The organism is Pseudomonas iranensis, assembly GCF_014268585.2.
Taxonomy (GTDB): domain Bacteria; phylum Pseudomonadota; class Gammaproteobacteria; order Pseudomonadales; family Pseudomonadaceae; genus Aquipseudomonas; species Aquipseudomonas iranensis.
Genome location: NZ_CP077092.1, coordinates 2,181,438 through 2,204,940, shown reverse-complemented (window position 1 = coordinate 2,204,940; position 23,503 = coordinate 2,181,438). Strand labels below are relative to the sequence as shown.

The following is a 23,503-nucleotide window of genomic DNA, read 5'->3' as shown; positions in this document are numbered from 1 at the left end:
GCGGTTTATACCCGCGCCTCTGGCCAGCGTCAAATCTCAGTCCTGGGCGACCCGGACCACCAGTTTGCCGAAGTTGCGCCCTTCCAGCAGACCGATGAACGCCTCGGGCGCCTGCTCCAGGCCTTCGACCACGTCCTCGCGGAATTTCACCTTGCCGTCGCGTACCCACGGCACCATGTGGCTGATGAATTCCGGCTGACGATCACCATAGTCATCGAAGACGATGAAGCCCTGAATACGCACGCGCTTGGTCAATAGCGTGCGTTGCAGCATTGGCAGACGATCCGGGCCGGTTGGCGCTTCGGCGGCGTTGTAGCCGGCGATCAGGCCGCACAACGGGATGCGCGCCTTGGGGTTGAGCAACGGCAAGACTGCGTCGAAAACATGGCCGCCGACGTTCTCATAATAAATGTCGATGCCGTTCGGACAGGCTTTGGCCAGCTGTTCGGCGAAGTCATCGGCCTTGTGGTCGATGCAGGCATCAAAACCCAGCTCCTCAACGACGTATTTGCACTTCTCGGCCCCACCGGCCACGCCGACCGCGCGCAGGCCTTTGATCTTCGCCACTTGCCCGACCACCGAGCCGACGGCGCCGGACGCCGCAGCCACCACCAGGGTTTCGCCTTCTTTCGGCTGGCCGATGTCCATCAGGCCCATGTACGCGGTCATGCCCGGCATGCCCAGTACGCCGAGGGCCATCGACGGGCTCGGCAGGCCGGCCGGGATCGGCATGATGTTGCGACCGTCGCTGATGCTGTGGCTCTGCCAACCGGTGGCGCCAACCACCAGATCACCGGTGTGGAATTTCGGGTGATTGGACTGCTCGACCCGGCTGACCGCGCCGCCAGTCATGACTTCGCCGATTTGCACTGGCGCAGCGTAGGACGGTGCGTCGCTCATACGCCCGCGCATGTACGGGTCGAGCGACAGGTACAGGGTTTTCAGCAGCACCTGACCGTCCTGCAGATCCGGCAGCGCCTCGCGCTCGAGACGAAAGTTCTCCGGGGTCGGCGCGCCGGTCGGGCGCGAGGCGAGGACGAAGCGTTGATTGAGGGTGAGAGGGTCGGACATGTCAGCGTCTCCTGTGAATGGGGAATTCGGTGTATAGGGAGCAGACCTTGGTAACGGTGGTGTGTTCGATGTTTCTGCAGTTTTGACCGAGGCGCCGCCTTCGCGAGCAGGCTCGCTCCCACACTTTGAAATGCAATCCCTGTGGGAGCGAGCCTGCTCGCGAAAGCGTCAGTCTGCCGGCACATGCCCGTCAGGCAGAAACAAAAATGCCAGGCACAATGCCTGGCATTTTGTGTAGCTCATCTGCCGCCCAAAGGCGAATCAGAATGGCAGTTTCATACCCGCTGGCAGGTTCATGCCAGCGGTCATGCTGCCCATTTTTTCCTGGCTGTTGGCTTCGATCTTGCGCACGGCGTCGTTGACGGCGGCGGCGACCACGGCTTCCAGCATTTCTTTGTCGTCTTCGCTCAGGCCTTCGACCAGGCTTGGGTCGATGCTCACGCTCTTGACGTCGTGACGACCGGTCATCACAACGGTGACCATGTCGCCGCCGGCCTTGCCGGTGACTTCGGCGTTGGCCAGTTCTTCCTGCATCTTGGCCATTTTTTCCTGCATCTGCTGCGCCTGCTTCATCAGGCCGGCCATGCCACCTTTCATCATGGGAATCACCTCAAACGTACTTGGATAAAACAGCGCCCGGCCATCGAGGCCGAGCACCTTCAGTTATTAGCCTTGGGTGACCAAGGCGTCGACAGGTTCAATAGTATCGCTTCGCACCACCGCGCCGAACTGCTGAACCATCTGCTGGATGAACGGATCACCGTGGATCGATTCCTCCGCCTCACGCTGGCGATTGGCGCGGCGGCGCGAGGCGGCCTGGGCCGGGGTTTCCTGCTCAGGCTTGATCAGCTCGATGGTCAGGGTCAGCGTGCGCCCGTGGAACTGGTTCAACGCGTCGTTGAGACGACGCTGTTGCGTGGCGTTGAACAGGGCACTGTGAGCCGGATCAAGGTGCATCAGCCAGTGATCGCCATCGACCGCAATCAACGTGCAGTTGGCGGCGATGCTGCCGGTCATGCCGGAAATCGGCAGCTTCGGGAACAGCTCCAGCCATTGCAGGGCCAGACCGGTGGCCGGCGCGGCGGCAGGTTCCGGCTCGGGCTCAGGTTCTGGATCGGCGGCGTGTTCGCTGGCCAGTTCGTCGAGGTAGCTGTAGGCCGAATCCATGTCCGGCTCGATGTAGTCTTCATCCAGCGGCGGTTCGTCGTCCATGTCCATGCCCGGCGTAGCGGCATCGACGTCGGCGACGGACGGCTCGGGAATTGGCGCAGCGGCCCACTCCGGCGCATCCGGCACCACGCTGTCCGGGGTCGGCAGCGGCATCGGCGGCAGCTCGGGCTGCTCGCCAGCAGTTTCCAGCACTGGTTCGACAGCGGGTTGCTGAACGGGCGCAGGCTCGGCCTCGGCTTCCACCGGGTCGTTCCACGGCAGATCGACCACGGCTTCGACGGCGACTGGCTCAGGCTCCGGTTGTGCTTCGACAACCGGCGCCACAGGTTCTGGCTCGGCAACCGGCGCAGGTATCGGCGCAACAGCCGCAGCGACCACCGGCGCAGGCTTCGGCGCGGCAGCCACTGAGTTAGCGGAATCAACTGTGGCCTGGCTGATCCCCACTGGCTTTAGCGGTTGCCTCGGTGCATCCGCTGTATCCGCCGGGCGGAACGCGAGCATTCGCAGCAAGACCATTTCGAAACCGCCGCGCGGGTCCGGCGCCAGCGGCAAATCGCGGCGACCAATCAGGCCCATCTGGTAATAGAACTGCACGTCTTCGGCCGGCAGGGCCTGGGCCAGGGCCAATACGCGATCACGGTCGCCGTGGCCATTGTCGACCCCTTCCGGCAACGCCTGAGCGATGGCCACGCGGTGCAGCACGTTAAGAATTTCCGAGAGCACGCCGTTCCAGTCCGGGCCTTGCTCGGCCAAGTGACGCACGGCTTCGAGCAGCGCCTTGGCATCGCCTTCGATCAGCGCATGCAGCACGTCATAGACCTGACCGTGATCCAGCGTGCCGAGCATCGCGCGCACGTCGGTAGCGAGCACTTTGCCTTCACCGAACGCGATGGCCTGATCGGTCAGGCTCATGGCGTCACGCATCGAGCCGTCAGCAGCGCGACCAAGCAGCCACAGTGCATCGTCTTCAAACGGTACGTTTTCTGCGGTCAGCACGTGGGTCAAATGCTCGACCACACGCTCAGGCGTCATGTTTTTCAGGGAGAACTGCAGGCAACGCGAAAGAATCGTTGCTGGAAGTTTCTGCGGATCGGTGGTCGCCAGGATGAATTTGACGTAGGGCGGCGGCTCTTCGAGGGTTTTCAACAGCGCATTGAAGGAATGGCTGGAAAGCATGTGCACTTCGTCGATCAGGTAGACCTTGAAGCGCCCACGACTTGGCGCGTACTGCACGTTATCGAGCAGTTCGCGGGTGTCTTCGACCTTGGTGCGGCTGGCGGCGTCGATCTCGATCAGGTCGACAAAACGCCCCTCATCAATCTCGCGGCACACCGAGCACTCGCCGCAGGGACTGGAGGTGATACCTGTCTCGCAGTTCAGGCACTTGGCAATGATCCGCGCGATGGTGGTCTTGCCGACCCCGCGCGTCCCGGTGAACAGGTAGGCGTGGTGCAGCCGTTGGCTGTCCAAGGCATTGATCAGAGCCTTGAGCACATGGGTCTGGCCGACCATTTCGCGGAACGAGCGTGGACGCCATTTACGTGCAAGAACCTGATAACTCATCGAAAACCGTCGCAGCGAAGGAAGCAGAAGCGGCTAATGCTAGCGGAGCAAGGGCAAAATTGCATCCGGTGTCCTCGTCTAATATGGCTAAGCTGCATCAGCAGAGGCTTTTATCAGCTCGGGATGGGGAATTACCGGAGCGTTTATGCGGTGGGCCGTGGCGGCATTGCTGGGTATCAGCCTCAACGCGATGGCAGCGCAAGCGCCGTTGCGCTTCGCCGTGCCGGACAGTTGGGCGATGCCGATGGTGCAACTGCAAGGCGGCAGTCCGACCCAGGGCATCCTGCACGACGTCCTGCTCAGCCTGGCGACCCAGGTTGGCGCGCCAGCGCAATTCGTCGTCCTGCCGCGCGCGCGGGTTCAGAGCGCCATGGAGCACGGCGACATCGACGTGCGCTGCTATGCCGCACAGTCGTGGCTACCGAATCAGTCCGGCGATTACATCTGGAGCATACCGTTGTGGTTCCAGCGCGACCTGCTGATCAGCCGCAAGGAACAACCGGCGCAGATCAACCCCGCCCGGCTGCCGCGCCAGGCCATCGGCACCGTCCTCGGTTACAGCTACCCTACCCTGCAGCCGCTGTTCGACGCTGACCAGTTGCAACGCGAAGACGCGCGCAATCAGGAACAGGTACTGGAAAAGCTCCTAGCCGGGCGATATCGCTTTGCGGTGAGCAATCAGTGGACGCTGGACTGGATCAATCAGCGCCTGTTGCCGGAGCAGCAGTTGCAAGGGGTCGCGGTGCTGCAGGAACAGAATATCGGCTGCTATGTGAGGAACGACCCGAACGTGCCGGTGCAGCGGATCCTGCGCACGTTGCTGCGGATGAAAATGTCCGGCGAGATCGACGACACTATCCGGTTGTACACCGGCGCCTCTTCAACCACACCCTAACCGCCTGTGGGAGCGAGCCTGCTCGCGGAAGCGGTATGTCAGGCGACACAGTTGTTGAACACACCGACGCCTTCGCGAGCGAGCTCGCTCCCACAGGGTTGGCCGGGTCAATAACCGTGCGATTCGCGGAATTTCGGCTCACGGCTGTGGTGATAATCGATCCACTCGACCACGTCGTAAGGCAGATAAAGCTGCTGCCGGGCACGAGACACGGCGATGTACACCGCGCAGATGCGCTGATCGAACTCGTAGGCATCCTTGAATTTCTCGTTACTGAGCAACGTCCGGGTCAATAGCACGCGCTTGAATTCCATGCCGCCAGCCCGCTCGGCCATCATCAACAGACAGGCTTTGCCGGGTTCAATGATCTTTTGGCTCAGTCGCGTCAGGTCGGCAATCATGAAGCCGTTTTGCAGTTGCGCTTCGATCCACAAAAACGCCTCGTCGAAACGGTTGGCCTCACGCACCTGCTGCCAATCAGCCATGTCGCTGAAATACGGGTGCGGTCCTTTCTCGCCGGACCCGGCGCTGTAGAAATCGCGCCGGAACAGCTCGATGGCGGTGGTCATGAAATGCTTGATGTCGTCCTGCGCTTCCCGGTCGGGGAAACTGAAGGCGCAATTGCAATCGTGCAGGTGGATGGCCCACATCATCGTGTCCCACGGGGACGCGGTCAGCACCACGCAACCTTCGGGCGGCACGAAGGCTTGCGGGTAGTACTCGATATCGACATCGGCGTGACGAGCGCCTTCGAACGGCACTTTGCTCTTGTGCGTGTGGCGCGAGATCAGCGGATTGACCAGGCGCTCGACATTGCGCCCCGAGCGCACCGAGTAGCAGATATCGCTCTGACGAACTTCACGCTTGCGCTTGGGCGCCTCGCCCGTGGCCTGCTGATACTCATCGCCGAGGGTGATCAGCACCTGCTGCCCGCGCTCGATGATTTGCAGCAACGACGCCGGCACATCCTGGCTTTCGTCGATGATCACATGGATGTAGCGCGGCGGGACGCGGCAACCGGCGAGACTGGCGCGTTTGATCATCAGCAACGTGGGAAAACCGCTCTGGCTGGCCCAGGCCGGATTGGCTTCCAGATACACCCACAGGCGACTGGAGTATTCCAGCAGCGCCTGCGAGTCAGCGCCGGTCAAGGGCTGCTGAAAATGCGGCAAGTGCCTGGCGGACAGCGTGTGATCTCTTGAGGCGCAGTACAACTTGAGCACGCGCAGACAAACTTCGAGGGTGCCCGGCCCGTCGTGGTGGCGAAAGCCGAAGATATTCAGTTCCTGCGCCAGCGCCTGCTTGCTCGGCAGACGCGCCGGCGTCCTGGCCATAGGCAACCGGGGACCAAGCAGCTGAGCCTGGGCGAAATCGAAAAAGGTCTGGCCAATTTCCGTGTCGTGGACCTGAACGATGTGCTTGCGCAGCGTCGCCAGTTTCGCCGGGGTGCGCGCCAGTACCAGGGTGCGTTTCGAGCGCAGGCATTCGATCAGCGCGCTGAGCATGTAGCTCTTGCCGATGCCCGCATAACCCTGCACGTGCAGGTCTTCGTCGAGGTTGGCACGGAAGGTTCGCAGCAGCTTGTCCTGCGCTGCGCTTAACCAGTGCTCGCGCTCACGTGGCGTGACCATTTGCTGGCGAAACGGGTTGTTCTGTTGCTGATGGCGGATCTTGTAGTCCAGATCCCACTGCCCGCTGGGCAACAGAAATGCCTGCGCGGCGACTTCATCGGCCATGAGAAAACGCAGGTTCAGGCCTTTGAGCGCATTGAGGCCGAAATACAATTTGCGCGAATCGAACAGACGCCGCGCCTCTGCAAGCAGTCCTGCCGATCCGGTGCGCCGAGAGGTGACAGACCAGTCAATGAGTCTGGCGAGAATCTTCTCCGCTGCGCTGGCGCTCAAATCCTGTTCCGTGGCCTGGGCGAGGTTCTGAATGACCAGCACTGCCGCCAGTTCCGGGTCGCTCAGGCTGGCCAGTGTCGCGACACCCTCGGGCTGCAACAGCGCCGTACACGCATCATGGGTGATGGGCAGAAATACCGGGGTGGCCAAATCAAAATGTTCCGGGTGCATACAACCTCGCCGCCTGGGCTTTAATACAACACCAGATCAGTCCTGGTCATTCTCGTCGTGCATTTCATGGGACTGCGGCAAGTTTCTCTCACTGCCGGACTCGGGGCCGATCCGCAGCTCGAAGGAGTAACCGCCGAGCGTGCCGGACATGCCGCGTCGTTCAGTGCCGCTGGCCACCGCCGCTGCATCGATCTGCGCCTGCACTTCGTAGAGCGCCATTTCCAGCAGTTTGCGCAGGTGTTCAGGGTTTTGCGCGCTGGCGTGCAGTTGCAGGTCGTACTGGCCGGCCACCGATTCAGTGATGACGGGCTGGTCCTGCACCGCGAGCGGCTGCGCAGTTTCTTCAGCCGCGTTGAACACGGTCGAAGCCGCCAGAATCGCAGCGTGTTCTTCATCCATCAGGTCAAGTACTCGCGACAGCTCCAGCGTGCGTTCGGGCTGATCCTGCATCTGCGCTTTGACTTCCAGACGCCGCATCTGCCATTCGCGCAGTTTTTCACGAGTCAGATCGTCGATTTCACCCACTTGCCTTACCTCTCAATGCCAGGCGGGGGAGTATGCCACTGTTCGCTGTCGACAGCCGCACGGGCACCGGGACGCTGCGCGGCTGATCGCACGTTTCCGATGGCGGGTCAACGCCACTAGCCAAATCGCAGGCATAAAAAAACCGCAGTGGGCGAAACCCATGCAGTTCTCTTTGAATTCTCGGTAGGTTCGTTAAGGTGGTGCCCCCACCAGCCACACCCCGGCACACAATGTTCCCGCTGTGGCTGCTTCCTTCCGGATCTGACCAGGTTCACGGGTAATCGTTGCGGGGGGACCGATGGGGTCACCATAACGACGCTTGCCTGTCGGCGAGCCGCGCCATTGTACCTGTCTGAGATGAACTTACAACCATTGGTTGCAGATAAAAAACCTGAACGGCTTCAAGGACATAAACATCACGGCCTGCGGCACCTACAAGGCCAGCACCTCATCCGCCCTGCCGCCCGCCTGCTGGATCACCAGATGAATGAAGTGCAGCTTGGCGATCGCCGCCGCCGGCAGTACGAACGGATAGAAATCCGGCTGGCCCATGCTGCGCGACAGTTCGTTGAGCATGCCCGCCAGTTCGATCCACGCATTGACGAACGACAGGAATGCCGTGCCGCCGGGGTGCTCCGGGTCGTACAGGGTGCTAGTCGGAAACGGCTGATAGTCGAAGTCCATTTCCCGCGCGCTCATGCCGAAGCCCAGCGCCGTGTCGACCGCATCCATCATGTGCAGGTAATGCGCCCAGGTTTCCGCCCAGTCTTCCCATGGGTGCATGGTCGCGTAGGCACTGACGTAGTGCCGCGGCCAGTCCAGCGGTGCGCCTTGCTGGTAATGCCGGTCCAGCGCCTCGGCGTAACTGGCGCGCTCGTCGCCGAACAGATTGCGGAACGCGTCCAGCCAAGGGCCGTTGGCGATGAGGCGATCCCAGTAGTAGTGGCCGACCTCATGACGAAAATGCCCGAGCAGCGTGCGGTAAGGTTCGTGCATCGCCGCCCTGACCTGCTCACGGTGAGCGTCGTCGGCCTCTTTGATGTCGAGGGTGATCAGGCCATTGGCGTGGCCGGTCATCGGCGCGTTGCCTTCCAGGTCAACACCGATGAAGTCGAACGCCAGCCCGGTTTCTTCATCGGTGGTTTTCGGGATGACCGGCAAGCCGAGGGTGATCAGTTGCGCGACCAGTCTGCGCTTGGCGATTTCGACCTTGCGCCAGCGTTCAGGATTTTCCGCGACCGACAGGTCGGGAATGGTGCGGTTGAGGCTGCAAGCGATGCACAAGGTGTCGTGATCGTTGGCCGGCAGCAGCCAGTTGCACGCGGCGGGCATGTCGAGGTTGGCGCAGCGGCGGAACAGTCCGGCGTCGGGATCGGCGTCGAGTGTCCAGGTGCCCTCTTCCGGCCCCGGCTGCAGCGAGGTCAGGCGACTTTCTTCAGGTTGATAGCCGAGCAAGGCGTTACAGGCCAGGCACTGACTGTTGCGAAAGAACAGCGACTGGCCGCAACGGCACGGCCAGACTTTGCTGTTGCGCGAGGATCCGGCCACGAACGGCGCGATGATGCGGGAACTGAGCTGCTCGAAAAAACGGTGCATGGCGATCTCTCCCTGGGACTGGCCAAGACTAGATCATCCGGAAGACAACATCGTTCCCGAATATAGCCCGCTCCTGAGTGACACCGCCGTTGTGGTGAGGGGATTTATCCCCGCTCGACTGCGCAGCAGTCGCAAAAAACCTTACACTCGATACAGATGAAATGATCGGTCGCAGGGTTTTGGGGTCGCTGCGCAACCCAGCGGGGATAAATCCCCTCGCCACAGGTGTCCATTCGGACAGGGATAAATCTCCCCACCACAGGTGTTCATCCGGTCAGACAGCGACGCCGTGGGTTTTGAGGAAGGCGATAAACGCTTCTTCGTCCATGACCTTCACGCCCAGCTCGTTGGCCTTGGTCAGTTTCGACCCGGCACCCGGGCCTGCGACCACGCAATGGGTTTTCGCCGACACCGAACCGGCGACCTTGGCACCCAGGCTTTCCAGGTGCTCCTTGGCCACATCCCGGCTCATCAACTCGACCTTGCCGGTCAGCACCCAGGTTTCGCCGGACAGCGGCAGACCTTCGACGACTTTTTTCTCGCTCTGCCAATGCATGCCGAAATCGCGCAGCTGCTGCTCGGCCCGCTCGGCCAGTTGCCGATGCTCAGGCGAGGCGAAGAACTCGCGCACCGAGTTGGCCTGCTTCTCCGGCAATGCCTGGCGCATGTCCAGCCAGTCAGCGTTCATCACCGCTTCCAGCGAACCGAAGCGATCGGCGAGTTTCTGCGCACCACCGGGGCCGACGAAGGGAATGTGCAGTTTGTCGAGCAAGCCGCCCAGGGTGGTACTGGCGGCGAATTCGGCGCCCAACTCGCCTTGATCCTGAATCTGCAAACCATGGCCGAGCAATTCGCTGATGACCTGCTGGTTGTGCGCATCCTCAAAGAAACTGTGGATCTCGTGCGCCACTTCCAGGCCGACATCTGGCAGGTAGGTCAGCACATGCGGCAAGGCCTGTTGCACGCGTTCCAGCGAACCCAGCGAACGCGCCAGCACCTTCGCCGTCTCTTCGCCGACATCGGGAATGCCGAGGGCATAGATGAAACGTGCCAGGCTCGGTTGCTTGCTGTCTTCAATGGCTTTGAGCAGCTTGTTGCTCGATACCTCGGCGAAGCCTTCCAGATCGACGATGTCGTCGAACTTCAGCGCATACAGATCGGCTGGCGAGCTGACCAGACCTTCGTCGACCAGTTGCTCGACGCTCTTGTCGCCCAAGCCTTCGATGTCCATGGCCCGGCGCGAGACGAAGTGAATGATCGCCTGTTTCAGTTGCGCACCACAGGCCAGTCGGCCGACGCAGCGATACACCGCACCTTCGCTGAAGGTTTCCTTGCCCTTGCTGCGCTTGACCAGTTGCGTGCGTTCAACGTGGGAGCCGCACACCGGGCAGCTTTCAGGAATGGCCACCGGGCGCGCGTCATCGGGGCGACGCTCGATGACTACCTGCACCACTTGCGGAATCACATCACCGGCGCGGCGGATGATCACCGTGTCGCCGATCATCAGGCCCAGCCGCGCGACTTCGTCCATGTTGTGCAACGTGGCGTTGGCCACGGTGACGCCGGCGACCTTCACCGGTTTCAGACGCGCCACCGGAGTCACCGCACCGGTGCGGCCGACCTGGAACTCCACGTCGAGCAGCTCGGTAAGTTCTTCCATCGCCGGGAATTTGTGCGCAATCGCCCAACGCGGCTCGCGGGCGCGGAAGCCCAGTTCACGCTGGTCGGCAATGCTGTTGACCTTGAACACCACGCCATCGATTTCATAGGCCAGCGAGTTACGGCGCTCGCCGATGTCGCGGTAATACTCCAGGCACTCATCAATGCCCTTGGCCAGCTTCAGTTCGTGACTGATCGGCATGCCCCACTTCTGCAACTGCTTGAGGTTACCGATGTGGGTGTCGGCGATATCGTGAGACACCTGACCGATGCCATAGCAGCAGAATTCCAGCGGACGATTGGCGGTGATCTTCGAGTCGAGCTGGCGCAGGCTGCCTGCTGCCGCGTTGCGCGGGTTGGCGAAGGTCTTGCCGCCGATTTCCAGTTGCGAAGCATTGAGGCGCTCGAAACCGGCCTTGGACATGAACACTTCACCGCGCACTTCCAGCGTCGCCGGCCAGCCTTCGCCGTGCAGCTTCAGCGGAATATTGCGCACGGTGCGCACGTTGACGCTGATATCTTCGCCGGTGGTGCCATCGCCCCGGGTGGCGCCGCGCACCAGCAGACCATCCTGATACAGCAAGCTGACCGCCAGGCCATCGAGCTTCGGCTCGCAGCTGTATTCCACCGCCGCGCCGCCACCAAACAGATCGCCGGCCGGCACGTCGAGGCCTTCAGTGACGCGGCGATCGAACTCGCGCATGTCGGATTCTTCAAAGGCGTTGCCGAGGCTGAGCATCGGAATTTCGTGACGCACCTGAGTGAACGCGGTCAACGCCATGCTGCCGACGCGCTGGGTCGGCGAATCGCTGGTGATCAGTTCCGGGTTGGCCGCTTCCAGTGCCTTGAGCTCGTGAAACAAGCGATCGTACTCGGCATCGGGAATGCTCGGCTCGTCGAGAACGTGGTAGCGGTAGTTGTGCTGGTCCAGCTCAGCGCGCAGCTCTAGAATGCGGGTTTTGGCGGCGGTCATGGGTGTTCTCTCATAAAGCAAAAGAGCAGCCGAGGCTGCTCCAGTTTTATTCCATTATCGGCGGCGGTGCCAGAAGATCGCAGCCTCGTTGCACTCGTCAGCTCCTACAGTATCGCGATCCTCTGTAGGAGCTGCCGAAGGCTGCGATCTTTTGATTTGGCCTTAGCGCTTCTGGGTCAGGGCACGGCGTTCGAATTCGACGATGCGCTGACGGTAGTGCTCAATCGTCTGCGCGGTCAGTACGCTGCGCTGGTCGTCTTTCAGCTCGCCGTTCAGTTCCTGGGACAGCTTGCGGGCTGCCGCGACCATCACGTCGAAAGCCTGCTTTGGATGACGCGGGCCTGGCAGACCGAGGAAGAAGCTCACCGCTGGAGTGCTGAAGTGGTCGATGTCGTCCAGATCAAAGATGCCCGGCTTGACCGCATTGGCCATGGAGAACAGTACTTCGCCGTTGCCGGCCATGCTTTCGTGGCGGTGGAAAATGTCCATCTCGCCGAAACGCAGGCCGCTTTCGAGAATGTTCTGCAGCAGCGCCGGGCCTTTGAAGCCGGCCGGGTCGCGGCAGATCACGCTGATCACCAGGACTTCCTCGGCTTGCGGCTGATCTTTTTCCGCCACGGCCGCTGCCGGCTTGCTGTCTTCGGCGAAATCGTCATCGCGGCTGCTGAAGCTCGGACCGCCGTCCAGATCGAGGTCGAGGTTCAAGTCGCCCTGCGCCGGGCCGTTGCTGCCGCGCTTGCCACGTTTCGAACCGGATTCACGCGGCTCGCGGGCTTCGCGGTTGGGCATGCTCACCGACGGCAGATCGTGCTCGTCCAATTGCGGCTCTTTGTGCGTATCCAGGACGCGGGCCGGGCCCAACAGCTCGGCGCTGGTGTCCTCGTCCGGCAGATTGGACAGGCTCCGGTCGAGACGGAATTTCAGCTTTCCCTTGCCGCCGCGCATACGGCGCCAGCCATCGAAAAGAATACCGGCTATCACAATGATGCCGATGACGATCAGCCACTCGCGCAGACCGATTTCCATGTAATCCCGTGCCTCTATAAAAAATGCTGAAAAATAAGGGGTTTACACTGCGTAAACCGCTTTAAAACGTGGCGCCAACTCTATGTTCTGACAGGCGTTTTGCCCACGTATACGAAAAATTGACATTAAACTAGCACGACCAAAGACAACTTTACACCGTCTGTCTCATTTGGCTTGCGCGAATATGTCGATTGGCCATTCAGCCGGTGTCAGTAAAAAGTCCTACAGACCTCCAAAACTATTCCGACACCACACCGACTCAGGCATCCACCATCGCCATCGCCTCCTCGACATCCACCGCCACCAGTCGCGAACAGCCCGGTTCATGCATCGTCACACCCATCAACTGCTCGGCCATTTCCATGGCGATCTTGTTGTGGGTGATGTAAATGAACTGCACGGTCTGCGACATCTCTTTGACCAGGCGTGCGTAGCGTCCAACGTTAGCGTCATCCAGTGGCGCGTCAACCTCATCGAGCATGCAGAACGGCGCCGGGTTCAACTTGAAGATGGCAAAAACCAGGGCCAGTGCAGTCAGGGCTTTTTCGCCGCCGGAGAGCAAATGGATGGTGCTGTTCTTCTTCCCGGGCGGCTGCGCCATGATCGTCACCCCTGTATCGAGTAGATCTTCGCCCGTCAGTTCCAAATACGCGCGCCCGCCACCGAAAACTTTCGGGAAAAGTGCCTGCAAACCACCGTTGATCTGATCAAAGGTATCTTTGAAACGGTTGCGGGTTTCCTTATCGATCTTGCGGATGACGTTTTCCAGGGTCTCCAGGGCTTCGACCAGATCGGCGTCCTGCGCATCCAGATAACGTTTACGCTCCGATTGTTGCGTGTATTCATCGATGGCCGCGAGGTTGATCGCACCCAGGCGCTGAATCCGCGCGTTGATGCGTTCGAGTTCTTCTTCGGCTTCGCGTTCACTGGCTTGTGCGGTCAATGTGGCGAGCACGCCGTTGAGATCGTAGCCATCTTCGAGCAATTGATCCTGCAAAGCCTTGCGCCGTACGGTCAGCGCCTGCCATTCCATGCGTTGCTGTTCGAGCTGGCCGCGAATCAACTGCGATTGCTGCTCGGCCTGGGTGCGGCGTTTTTCCGCGTCGCGCAATTCACGATCGGCGTCTTCCAGGGCGATCTGCGCGGTCTTGAGCTCTTCATCGACGGTCATGCGCTTGTCGAGCAACTCTTCGAGTTTCAGACGCAGCTCTTCCAGCGGCGCCTCACCCTCCTCCAGATTCAGACTCAACTGTTCGCGCTTTTCCGTGAGGCGCTCGGCCTGCATCTCCAGACGCTCCAGCGCCTGGCGCGTGGAGTCATGCTGGGCGCGCAACGAGCCGAGGCGCACGGCCAATTGATGGGCGTGATCCTTGTGCTGCCGCGCTTCCTGACGCACGCGATCGAGGCGTTCGCGCAGGCTGTCGCGCTGGGCCAGCAGCAACTCGCGCTGCTCGGTGTCGAGCGCCATGGCGTCCAGCGCTTCCTGCAAATTCATGCGCGCTTCGCCGACCTGTTCGTGCTCAAGCTCGCGCTGTTCGGCGAGTTCGACCAGTTCTTCATCGAGACGGGTGCGGCGCAATGTCAGTTGCTCGGCCTTGGCCTTGCCGGCGGACAATTGTGCTTTCAGTTCGCCTTGCTGGCGCGCTTCGTCCTGCAGCAAGCGGCGCAGATGTTCGCGGCCGTTTTCCTGCTGGCGCTGTTGCGCGCGCAGGGTTTGCAGGCGGGTCTCCATGGCCTCGACCGTGGCTTCACGCTCTTCACGCTCCAGTTGCAGGTCTTCGATTTCCTGGCCACGGGCGAGCATGCCGCTTTCCGCTTCGCTGGCGCGACGTACACGCAAGAAGTGCCGACCGACCCAATAGCCGTCGCGGCTGATCAGACTTTGCCCAGAGCTCAACTGGCCGCGCAAGGCCAGCGCCTGTTCAAGGCTGTCGACCGGTTTGACCTGACCAAGCCACGGCGACAGATCGATCTGCGCCTCGACTTTGTCCAGCAGACTGCCGGCCACCCGCACGCCATCGCTGGCCGGGCTGAGCAGGCGCAGATCGCCTTGAGTGAAGCCGGATAAATCAAAACCGCTGAAATCGTCGACCAGCACCGCTTGCAGATCGGCACCGAGCACGGTTTCCACCGCCAGCTCCCAACCGGCCTCGACCTTCAGGCCTTCGGCCAGACGCGGACGCTCGGCGAGATTGTGTTCCTTCAACCATTCAGCGGTGCCGGTGCCCGGATCGAGCGCGGCTTGCTGCAAGGCTTCCAGCGACGCCAAACGACCGTTGAGTCGCTGCAGATCGCCCTGCGCCTGCTGCTGCGCAGTCAACGCCTGCTGTAATTCCTGACGCAGTTGTTCAAGCTTTTCGACTTGCGCTTCTTCGCTGGTCTGCAAATCTTCGAGGGTCGCTTCGGACTCGGCGAGCTGCTCGTTGAGCGCCATGATCGCCGCGTCTTCCGGGCCGGCGGACAGCAACGCGCGCTCTTCAGCGAGACGTTTCTGCCGGTCGGCCAGACGCTCCATGCTGCTTTCCAGCTGCTGGATTCGCGATTGCTGGACTTCAGCCTGACGCCGCGGTTCGGCAGCGGTCAGGTTGAAAGCATCCCACTGCTCCTGCCAGCCGTGCATAGTGGTTTCGGCTTCTTCGAGGGCCGCAGCGGCTTCCTCGGCGGCGGCGCTGGTGACTTCCTGCTCGGGGGTGAGCATGTCCAGCTCTTCGCCGAGGGTCAGCAGCAACGTGCGGTCGTGGCCAAGGTGCGATTCGGTTTCCAGACGCGCGCGCTCGGCTTCTTTCAGATCGTCCTGCAACTGGCGTAACCGCTGCTGGCCATGCTGAATGCTCTGCTCGACCCGGGCGATGTCGCCGCCGACCGAATAGAAGCGTCCCTGCACCAGATTGAAGCGCTCGGACAGGTCGTGGTGACCGTCGCGCAGGCGTTCGATGGCCGCATCAGCATTACGCTGTTCAGCGACCAGCGCTTCGAAACTGACTTCCTGATTGCCGATGATCGACTCGCGCTGGCCAACCTGCTCGTTAAGATCCTGCCAGCGCAGCGCCGACAGTTGCGCCTTGAGCTGACGCTCTTCGGCCTTGAGTTCCTGATACTTTTTCGCCGCCTCGGCCTGACGATGCAGACGTTCGAGCTGACGTTCCAGCTCTTCGCGCAGGTCGGTCAGGCGGGCGAGGTTCTCGTGGGTACGGCGGATGCGGTTTTCAGTCTCACGGCGACGCTCCTTGTACTTGGAGATGCCCGCCGCTTCTTCGATGAAATTGCGCAGGTCTTCCGGCTTGGATTCGATCAGCTTGGAGATCATCCCCTGTTCGATGATCGAGTAGCTGCGCGGGCCGAGGCCGGTGCCGAGGAAGATATCGGTGATGTCGCGCCGACGGCATTTGGTGCCGTTGAGGTAATAAGTGGTCTGGCTGTCGCGGGTAACTTTGCGGCGGATGGAAATCTCCGCGTAGGCGGCGTATTCGCCGAGCAGCGTGCCGTCGGAGTTGTCGAACACCAGTTCGATGCTCGCCTGGCTCACCGGTTTGCGGCTGGTCGAGCCGTTGAAGATGACATCGGTCATCGACTCGCCACGGAGGTTCTTCGCCGAACTTTCGCCCATCACCCAGCGCACGGCGTCGATGATGTTCGACTTGCCGCAACCGTTCGGCCCGACGACCGCCGCCATGTTACTGGGGAAGTTCACCGTGGTCGGGTCGACGAAGGATTTGAACCCCGCCAGTTTGATGCACTTCAGCCGCACGCTCAGGCAACCGTCAGCGCAGACACCACCAGATCGCAGCTGCGCTGGGCATACGCCGTGAGCACGATGCGGATCTGCGGCAAATCACGGGCGAGTACGGCGGCGAGCAAGCGTTCGAACAGTTCGAGGAATTCGCTCATTTCCGCCTTGCGCTGTTCGAGGGCGAGGAAATACGCGCGACTCATCGCCGGCTGGAGGTTCTCGACGGTTTCTTGCAGGTACGGATTGTTGGCAAACGGATAGGCGGCGCGCATCACCGCGAAGCTGTCATCGACGAAGCTGCGGATATCGCCGCGTTCGTAATTGGCGGTCAGGCGCTGCTGGATCTGCACGAACGGCGCCATGTCCGACTGCACTTGCCAGCCATTGGCCACCGAATTGCCAAGCAGGATGTACAACTCGCTCATCAGCGTGCACAGGCTCTGCACCTTGTGCGGCGTCAGCTCGGTAACGTGGGCGCCACGACGCGGCAGGATCGCGATCAGGTGACGGCGCTCGAGGATCAGCAAGGCTTCGCGGACCGAACCGCGGCTGACGTTGAGCGCCAGCGTGACCTTCTGTTCCTGGATGCGCTCTCCCGGCTTCATTTCGCCACGAATGATGCGTTCGGCGAGGTGGTGAGCGATTTGCTCGGCGAGGCTGTCCGGCGCCTTGAACGTCATGGTTGTCCTTCAAACTCTATCGATCTGCACAAGCGGCGCAGTGTAGCGCAAATGCGCGGTCATGGCGGAGTGCCCACTCAGCGGTTTTTGGCACGAATCCCGCAAAAAAGCGCAGTGACCGATGAAGGTCAATACTGAATAGACACGCTGTTGATCGACGAAACGGATTTTCCTGACCCTTAAGTCAGAAAACCATTGACCGAAAAGTCAGACCTGCTAAATTCGGTTCACGTCGGTTAACAACAATAATGAGTCTGCGAGGCCTTCCGTGATCCAGTTTTTACTTAACCAGGAACTCCGTAGCGAGCACGCCCTGGACCCGAATCTGACTGTGCTCAATTACCTGCGTGAACACGTAGGCAAGCCCGGCACCAAAGAAGGTTGCGCCAGTGGCGACTGCGGCGCCTGCACCGTGGTGGTTGGCGAGTTGCAGACCGATGACAGCGGGCGTGAGCATATTCGCTATCGCAGCCTCAACTCGTGCCTGACCTTTGTTTCGTCATTACACGGCAAGCAACTGATCAGCGTTGAAGACCTCAAGCACAAGGGCGAACTGCACAGCGTGCAGAAAGCCATGGTCGAGTGCCACGGTTCGCAGTGCGGCTTCTGCACCCCCGGTTTCGTCATGTCGTTGTTCGCCCTGCAAAAGAACAGCGACGCGCCGGATCAGGCCAAGGCTCACGAAGCGCTGGCCGGCAACCTCTGCCGCTGTACCGGCTACCGCCCTATTCTCGCCGCTGCCAAACAATCCTGCTGCGGCAAGCCAGCGGATCAGTTCGACGCCCGTGAAGCCGAAACCATTGCCCGCCTCAAGGCCATCGCGCCGACCGATATCGGCGAACTCAACAGCGGCGACAAGCGCTGCCTGGTGCCGCTGACCGTCGCTGACCTGGCCGATCTCTACGACGCTTATCCACAAGCGCGGCTGCTCGCCGGCGGCACCGATCTGGCGCTGGAAGTCACGCAGTTCCACCGCACTCTGCCGGTGATGATCTACGTCGGCAACGTCGCCGAAATGAAGCGCATCGAAACCTTCGATGACCGCATCGAAATCGGCGCCGCCACCGCCCTCTCCGACTGCTACGAGGCGTTGAATGCCGAGTACCCGGACTTCGGCGAACTGCTGCACCGCTTCGCCTCGTTGCAGATCCGCAATCAAGGCACCCTCGGCGGCAACATCGGCAACGCTTCGCCGATCGGTGACTCGCCACCGCTGCTGATCGCCCTCGGCGCGCAGATCGTGCTGTGCAAAGGCGAAACCCGCCGCACCTTGAACCTGGAAGATTACTTCATCGACTACCGCGTCACCGCGCGCCAGGAAAGCGAGTTCATCGAAAAAATCATCGTCCCGCGCGCCAGCGCCGAGCAGTTGTTCCGTGCCTATAAAGTGTCAAAGCGCCTGGACGACGACATCTCCGCCGTCTGCGCTGCCTTCAATCTGCGCGTGGAAAATGGCGTGATCAGCGACGCGCGCGTGGCCTTCGGCGGCATGGCGGCGATTCCGAAACGCGCTGCGCACTGCGAAGCCGTGCTGCGAGATGCACCGTTCAACAGTGCCGTGATCGAAAGCGCCTGCGCCGCGCTGGCCGAAGACTTCACACCGCTCTCGGACTTCCGCGCCAGCAAGGAATATCGCCTGCTCAGCGCGCAGAACCTGCTGCGCAAATACTTCATCGAACTGCAAACACCGCACATCGAGACCCGGGTGACCGCTTATGTCTAATCATCACGCCGTAGAGAAGACCCAGGCTGAATTGGCCGAATTGTTCGCCAAGAATCTGACCACCGGTGTCGGTCGCAGCGTCAAGCACGACAGCGCCGCCAAGCATGTGTCCGGTGAAGCGCAGTACATCGATGATCGCCTGGAATTCCCCAACCAGTTGCACCTGTATGCGCGCCTGTCGGACCGCGCCCACGCGAAAATCCTCAGCATCGACACGTCGCCGTGCTACGCCTTCGAAGGCGTGCGCATTGTCATCACCCACGAAGACGTGCCGGGCCTGAAAGACATCGGCCCGCTGATGCCGGGCGACCCGCTCCTGGCCATCGATGACGTGCAGTTCGTCGGCCAGCCGGTGCTGGCGGTCGCGGCGAAAGATCTGGAAACCGCGCGCAAAGCAGCGATGGCGGCGATCATCGAATACGAAGATCTGGAACCGGTGCTCGACGTCGTCGAAGCCCTGCGCAAGCGCCATTTCGTGCTCGACAGCCACACCCACCAGCGCGGCGACTCGGCCTCTGCACTGGCCACGGCTGAATATCGTATTCAGGGCACGCTGCACATCGGCGGCCAGGAGCACTTCTATCTGGAGACACAGATCTCCTCGGTAATGCCTACCGAAGATGGCGGCATGATCGTCTACTGCTCGACGCAGAACCCGACCGAAGTGCAGAAACTGGTCGCCGAAGTGCTCGACGTGTCGATGAACAAGATCGTCGTCGACATGCGCCGCATGGGCGGTGGTTTCGGTGGCAAGGAAACCCAGGCCGCGAGCCCGGCGTGCCTGTGCGCGGTGGTCGCGCACCTCACCGGCCAACCGACCAAGATGCGCCTGCCGCGCGTCGAAGACATGCTGATGACCGGCAAGCGCCACCCGTTCTACGTTGAATACGACGTCGGCTTCGACAGCAGCGGCCGTCTGCACGGGATCAACATGGAGCTGGCCGGCAACTGCGGCTGCTCGCCGGACTTGTCTGCTTCGATCGTTGACCGGGCGATGTTCCACTCGGACAACTCCTACTATCTCGGCGATGCCACCATCAACGGTCACCGTTGCAAGACCAACACCGCCTCGAACACTGCTTATCGCGGCTTCGGCGGCCCGCAAGGCATGGTCGCCATCGAGGAAGTGATGGACGCGATTGCCCGGCACCTGAAGCTCGACCCGCTGGCGGTGCGCAAGGCCAACTACTACGGCAAGACCGAGCGCAACGTCACCCACTACTACCAGACCGTCGAGCACAACATGCTCGAAGAGATGACCGCCGAACTGGAAGAAAGCAGCCAGTACGCCGAGCGCCGCGAAGCGATCCGTCGCTACAACGCCAACAGCCCGATCCTGAAAAAAGGCCTGGCGCTGACCCCGGTGAAATTCGGCATTTCCTTCACCGCCAGTTTCCTCAATCAGGCCGGTGCGCTGATCCACATCTACACCGATGGCAGCATCCACCTGAACCACGGCGGCACGGAAATGGGTCAGGGCCTGAATACCAAAGTCGCCCAGGTCGTGGCGGAAGTGTTCCAGGTCGAAATCGATCGTGTGCAGATCACTGCGACCAACACCGACAAAGTGCCGAACACCTCTCCGACCGCTGCTTCCAGCGGCGCCGACCTGAACGGCAAAGCCGCGCAGAACGCAGCACAGACCATCAAGCAACGCCTGGTCGAATTCGCCGCGCGGCACTACAAGGTCAGCGAAGAAGACGTCGAGTTCCGCAACGGCCACGTGCGTGTGCGCGAGCAGATCCTGACCTTCGAAGCGCTGATCCAGCAGGCGTATTTCAATCAGGTCTCGCTGTCGAGCACCGGTTTCTACAAGACCCCGAAAATCTACTACGACCGCAGTCAGGCCCGTGGGCGTCCGTTCTATTACTTCGCTTTCGGCGCAGCCTGCTGCGAAGTGATCGTCGATACCCTGACCGGCGAGTACAAGATGCTGCGCACCGACATCCTGCATGACGTCGGCGCCTCGCTGAACCCGTCGATCGACATCGGTCAGGTCGAGGGCGGTTTCGTCCAGGGCATGGGCTGGCTGACCATGGAAGAGCTGGTCTGGAACAACAAGGGCAAGCTGATGACCAACGGCCCGGCCAGCTACAAGATCCCGGCGGTGGCGGACATGCCGCTGGATCTGCGGGTGAAGCTGGTGGAAAACCGCAAGAACCCGGAAGACACGGTGTTCCATTCCAAAGCTGTCGGTGAACCGCCGTTCATGCTCGGGATCGCCGCGTGGTGCGCAATCAAGGACGCGGTGGCGAGCCTCGGTGATTATCAGCATCAGCCGAAGATCGATGCGCCGGCCACGCCGGAGCGGGTGTTGTGGGGCTGCGAGCAGATGCGCCAGCTCAAAGCGGTGAAAGCTGTCGAAGCTGAAACCGAGCTGGCTCCGCTCTAGGACCGAGGCGCGGCCATTCGCGAGCAGGCTCGCTCCCACATTTGGAATGCATTGCCAATGTGGGAGCGAGCCTGCTCGCGAAGAGGCCGGCACAGACAACGAAGATGTCGAGGTGAACATGTACAACTGGATCGACGCCCTCGCCGACCTGCAGAATCAGGGCGAGCCCTGTGTGCTGGTGACGATCATCGAAGAACTCGGTTCGACGCCACGCAACGCCGGCTCGAAAATGGTCGTCAGTGCCGACCGGATGTTCGACACCATCGGTGGTGGGCATCTGGAATTCAAAGCCATGCAGATCGCCCGCGAGATGCTCGCCAGCGGCAAGCAGGACACCCATCTGGAGCGCTTCAGCCTCGGTGCCAGCCTCGGCCAGTGCTGCGGTGGCGCCACGGTGTTGCTGTTCGAACCCATGGGCCAGGTGCAAGCACAGATTGCCGTATTCGGTGCTGGGCATGTCGGTCGCGCCCTCGTGCCGCTGCTGGCCAGCCTGCCCTGCCGGGTGCGCTGGATCGATTCGCGCGAGGCCGAGTTCCCTGAACACATCCCCCACGGCGTGCGTAAAATCGTCAGCGAAGAGCCAGTGGACGAAGTCGATGATCTGCCTGCCGGCAGTTACTGCATCGTCATGACCCACAACCATCAGCTCGATCTGGAGCTGACCGCGGCGATTCTCAAGCGCAACGATTTTACCTGGTTCGGCCTGATCGGCTCGAAAACCAAACGTGCCAAATTCGAACACCGCCTGCGCGATCGTGGTTTCGACCCGAGCGTGGTGCAGCGCATGCGCTGCCCGATGGGCATCGGCGAAGTCAAAGGCAAATTGCCTGTGGAAATCGCCATCTCCATCGCCGGCGAAATCATCGCCACTTACAACGCCAATTTCGGCCAGCACAGCGCCCGCGCCGAACCGATTGCCCGACTGCTGCCCGCCTCGCGCCGCAGTCAGGCCGCCAAACTCAAAGCCTCAAACTGATTAGAGAACCCTCATGCCTCTGACTCGCAAAGCCTACCGCGCCGCCATCCTGCACAGCATCGCCGACCCTGCCGAAGTCGGTATCGAAGCCTCCTATGAATATTTCGAGGACGGCCTGCTGGTGATCGACGATGGCAAGATCAGCGCCCTCGGCCACGCCAGCGAACTGCTGCCAACCCTGCCGGCAGATATCGAGATCAACCATTATCAGGATGCGCTGATCACACCGGGCTTTATCGACACACACATTCACCTGCCGCAGACCGGCATGGTCGGCTCCTACGGCGAGCAATTGCTCGACTGGCTGAACACCTACACCTTTCCCTGCGAAAGCCAGTTTGGTGATAAGGCTCACGCCGACGAAGTGGCCGATATTTTCATCAAGGAACTGCTGCGCAACGGCACCACCACGGCGCTGGTGTTCGGCAGCGTGCATCCGCAATCGGTGAATTCGTTTTTCGAGGCCGCCGAGAAGCTTGATCTGCGCATGATCGCCGGCAAGGTGATGATGGACCGCAATGCCCCGGATTATCTGGTCGATACCGCCGAATCCAGCTACGTCGACAGCAAGGCGCTGATCGAGCGCTGGCACGGCAAGGGTCGCTTGCACTATGCGGTGACGCCGCGTTTTGCGCCGACCAGCACTCCGGAACAACTGACCCTGGCCGGGCAATTGCTGACGGAATATCCGGATCTGTACATGCAGACCCACATCAGCGAGAACCTCAAGGAGATCGAGTGGGTCAAGGAGCTGTTCCCGGAGCGCAAGGGCTACCTCGACGTCTACGATCACTACCAATTGCTCGGCGAACGCTCGGTATTCGCCCACGGCGTGCACCTGTGTGACGAAGAATGCGCGCGCCTGGCGGAAACCGGCTCGGCGATCTCGTTCTGCCCGACCTCGAACCTGTTCCTCGGCAGCGGCCTGTTCAACCTGCCGATGGCCGAGAAACACAAGCTCAATGTCGGCCTCGGCACCGACGTCGGCGGCGGCACCAGTTTCTCCCTGCTGCAAACCCTCAACGAAGCCTACAAGGTCATGCAACTGCAGGGCGCGCGCCTGAGTCCGTTCAAATCGTTGTATCTGGCGACCCTCGGGGGTGCGCGGGCGCTGCGTCTGGAAGACAAGATCGGTAACCTGCAACCGGGTTCGGATGCCGACTTCCTGGTGCTGGATTACAACGCCACGCCGCTGCTGAGCTATCGCTTGAAACAGTCGAATAACATCGCCGAGACGTTGTTTGTGCTGATGACCCTGGGGGATGACCGCACGGTGCAGCAGACTTACGCTGCGGGGGCGCTGGTGCATCAGCGCTAACCTCTTCGCACTGATCGTTCCCACGCTCTGCGTGGGAATGCAGCCCGTGACGCTCCGCGTCACTGGACGCGGAGCGTCCCTAGAGACATTCCCACGCGGAGCGTGGGAACGATCATCCCCGGTGGTGTTTA

Annotated in this window: 15 protein-coding genes and 1 other RNA gene; 5 read left to right on the top strand and 11 right to left on the bottom strand. The window is 61.2% G+C overall.

Translation table 11 applies throughout. The annotated features are described in order from the left end of the window. Positions 1-36: 36 nt before the first annotated feature. The 3 genes from curA to dnaX form a co-directional block, all read right to left on the bottom strand. Positions 37-1,071 carry an NADPH-dependent curcumin/dihydrocurcumin reductase gene (curA, locus tag HU724_RS09795; RefSeq protein ID WP_024012324.1) on the bottom strand — a complete coding sequence of 345 codons (1,035 nt, stop codon included), beginning with the start codon at positions 1,069-1,071 and terminating at the stop codon, positions 37-39. Positions 1,072-1,332: 261 nt separating this feature from the next. After that, entirely contained in the window at positions 1,333-1,671 is a 339-nt protein-coding gene (locus HU724_RS09790; protein ID WP_003223337.1) for a YbaB/EbfC family nucleoid-associated protein, read from the bottom strand. Between the two features lie 66 nt (positions 1,672-1,737). Continuing rightward, positions 1,738-3,804 carry a DNA polymerase III subunit gamma/tau gene (gene dnaX, locus HU724_RS09785; protein WP_186565742.1) on the bottom strand — a complete coding sequence of 689 codons (2,067 nt, stop codon included), beginning with the start codon at positions 3,802-3,804 and terminating at the stop codon, positions 1,738-1,740. Between the two features lie 145 nt (positions 3,805-3,949). Between dnaX and HU724_RS09780 the strand changes: the two genes are divergently transcribed. After that, positions 3,950-4,699: a substrate-binding periplasmic protein gene (locus HU724_RS09780; RefSeq protein WP_186565744.1), complete on the top strand. Its 750-nt coding sequence runs from the start codon at positions 3,950-3,952 to the stop codon at positions 4,697-4,699. 107 nt (positions 4,700-4,806) lie between these two features. Here the strand turns inward: HU724_RS09780 and HU724_RS09775 are convergent, their stop codons facing one another. From HU724_RS09775 to HU724_RS09740, 8 genes are all read right to left on the bottom strand, one after another. Continuing rightward, positions 4,807-6,774, bottom strand: coding sequence for a hypothetical protein (locus HU724_RS09775; RefSeq protein WP_186565747.1), 1,968 nt, complete (start codon positions 6,772-6,774; stop codon positions 4,807-4,809). 36 nt (positions 6,775-6,810) lie between these two features. Beyond that, positions 6,811-7,299 (bottom strand): hypothetical protein, encoded by a 489-nt coding sequence (locus HU724_RS09770; RefSeq protein ID WP_186565749.1) that lies wholly within the window; start codon positions 7,297-7,299, stop codon positions 6,811-6,813. A 204-nt stretch (positions 7,300-7,503) separates the two neighbouring features. Continuing rightward, positions 7,504-7,600, bottom strand: an RNA gene (gene ffs, locus HU724_RS09765) — signal recognition particle sRNA small type. 131 nt (positions 7,601-7,731) lie between these two features. Continuing rightward, on the bottom strand, positions 7,732-8,895 hold the full coding sequence (locus tag HU724_RS09760) for a zinc-binding metallopeptidase family protein (RefSeq protein ID WP_186565751.1): 1,164 nt from the start codon (positions 8,893-8,895) through the stop codon (positions 7,732-7,734). Between the two features lie 274 nt (positions 8,896-9,169). Then, positions 9,170-11,527, bottom strand: coding sequence for an NAD-dependent DNA ligase LigA (gene ligA, locus HU724_RS09755; RefSeq protein WP_186565753.1), 2,358 nt, complete (start codon positions 11,525-11,527; stop codon positions 9,170-9,172). Between the two features lie 162 nt (positions 11,528-11,689). Further along, complete coding sequence (zipA, locus tag HU724_RS09750; RefSeq protein ID WP_016773851.1) at positions 11,690-12,553, bottom strand: cell division protein ZipA; 864 nt, start codon at positions 12,551-12,553, stop codon at positions 11,690-11,692. A gap of 259 nt (positions 12,554-12,812) precedes the next feature. Then, positions 12,813-16,301: a chromosome segregation protein SMC gene (smc, locus tag HU724_RS09745; protein ID WP_186565755.1), complete on the bottom strand. Its 3,489-nt coding sequence runs from the start codon at positions 16,299-16,301 to the stop codon at positions 12,813-12,815. A gap of 2 nt (positions 16,302-16,303) precedes the next feature. Next, positions 16,304-16,963, bottom strand: a complete 660-nt coding sequence (locus HU724_RS09740) for a GntR family transcriptional regulator (RefSeq protein WP_039763015.1) — start codon at positions 16,961-16,963, stop codon at positions 16,304-16,306. 268 nt (positions 16,964-17,231) lie between these two features. Between HU724_RS09740 and xdhA the strand changes: the two genes are divergently transcribed. The 4 genes from xdhA (at position 17,232) to guaD (ending at position 23,372) form a co-directional block, all read left to right on the top strand. Beyond that, positions 17,232-18,686 (top strand): xanthine dehydrogenase small subunit, encoded by a 1,455-nt coding sequence (gene xdhA, locus HU724_RS09735; RefSeq protein ID WP_186565756.1) that lies wholly within the window; start codon positions 17,232-17,234, stop codon positions 18,684-18,686. Next, the gene (xdhB, locus tag HU724_RS09730; protein ID WP_186565758.1) at positions 18,679-21,078 is read left to right on the top strand and encodes a xanthine dehydrogenase molybdopterin binding subunit; all 2,400 of its coding nucleotides are present in this window, start codon (positions 18,679-18,681) and stop codon (positions 21,076-21,078) included. The genes xdhA and xdhB overlap by 8 nt, the downstream gene beginning before the upstream one ends. Positions 21,079-21,196: 118 nt before the next feature. Then, the gene (gene xdhC, locus HU724_RS09725; RefSeq protein ID WP_186565761.1) at positions 21,197-22,054 is read left to right on the top strand and encodes a xanthine dehydrogenase accessory protein XdhC; all 858 of its coding nucleotides are present in this window, start codon (positions 21,197-21,199) and stop codon (positions 22,052-22,054) included. A 13-nt stretch (positions 22,055-22,067) separates the two neighbouring features. Further along, positions 22,068-23,372, top strand: a complete 1,305-nt coding sequence (gene guaD / locus HU724_RS09720) for a guanine deaminase (RefSeq protein WP_125918507.1) — start codon at positions 22,068-22,070, stop codon at positions 23,370-23,372. Positions 23,373-23,503 lie beyond the last annotated feature (131 nt).

Bases quoted from the DNA above. Each gene is read 5' to 3' on its own strand.
- HU724_RS09740 (WP_039763015.1), bottom strand. From the start codon at position 16,963: ATGACGTTCAAGGCGCCGGACAGCCTCGCCGAGCAAATCGCTCACCAC.
- xdhB (WP_186565758.1), top strand. From the start codon at position 18,679: ATGTCTAATCATCACGCCGTAGAGAAGACCCAGGCTGAATTGGCCGAA.
- curA (WP_024012324.1), bottom strand. From the start codon at position 1,071: ATGTCCGACCCTCTCACCCTCAATCAACGCTTCGTCCTCGCCTCGCGC.
- ligA (WP_186565753.1), bottom strand. From the start codon at position 11,527: ATGACCGCCGCCAAAACCCGCATTCTAGAGCTGCGCGCTGAGCTGGAC.
- HU724_RS09760 (WP_186565751.1), bottom strand. From the start codon at position 8,895: ATGCACCGTTTTTTCGAGCAGCTCAGTTCCCGCATCATCGCGCCGTTC.
- HU724_RS09775 (WP_186565747.1), bottom strand. From the start codon at position 6,774: ATGCACCCGGAACATTTTGATTTGGCCACCCCGGTATTTCTGCCCATC.
- zipA (WP_016773851.1), bottom strand. From the start codon at position 12,553: ATGGAAATCGGTCTGCGCGAGTGGCTGATCGTCATCGGCATCATTGTG.
- HU724_RS09780 (WP_186565744.1), top strand. From the start codon at position 3,950: ATGCGGTGGGCCGTGGCGGCATTGCTGGGTATCAGCCTCAACGCGATG.
- xdhC (WP_186565761.1), top strand. From the start codon at position 21,197: ATGTACAACTGGATCGACGCCCTCGCCGACCTGCAGAATCAGGGCGAG.
- guaD (WP_125918507.1), top strand. From the start codon at position 22,068: ATGCCTCTGACTCGCAAAGCCTACCGCGCCGCCATCCTGCACAGCATC.
- dnaX (WP_186565742.1), bottom strand. From the start codon at position 3,804: ATGAGTTATCAGGTTCTTGCACGTAAATGGCGTCCACGCTCGTTCCGC.
- HU724_RS09790 (WP_003223337.1), bottom strand. From the start codon at position 1,671: ATGATGAAAGGTGGCATGGCCGGCCTGATGAAGCAGGCGCAGCAGATG.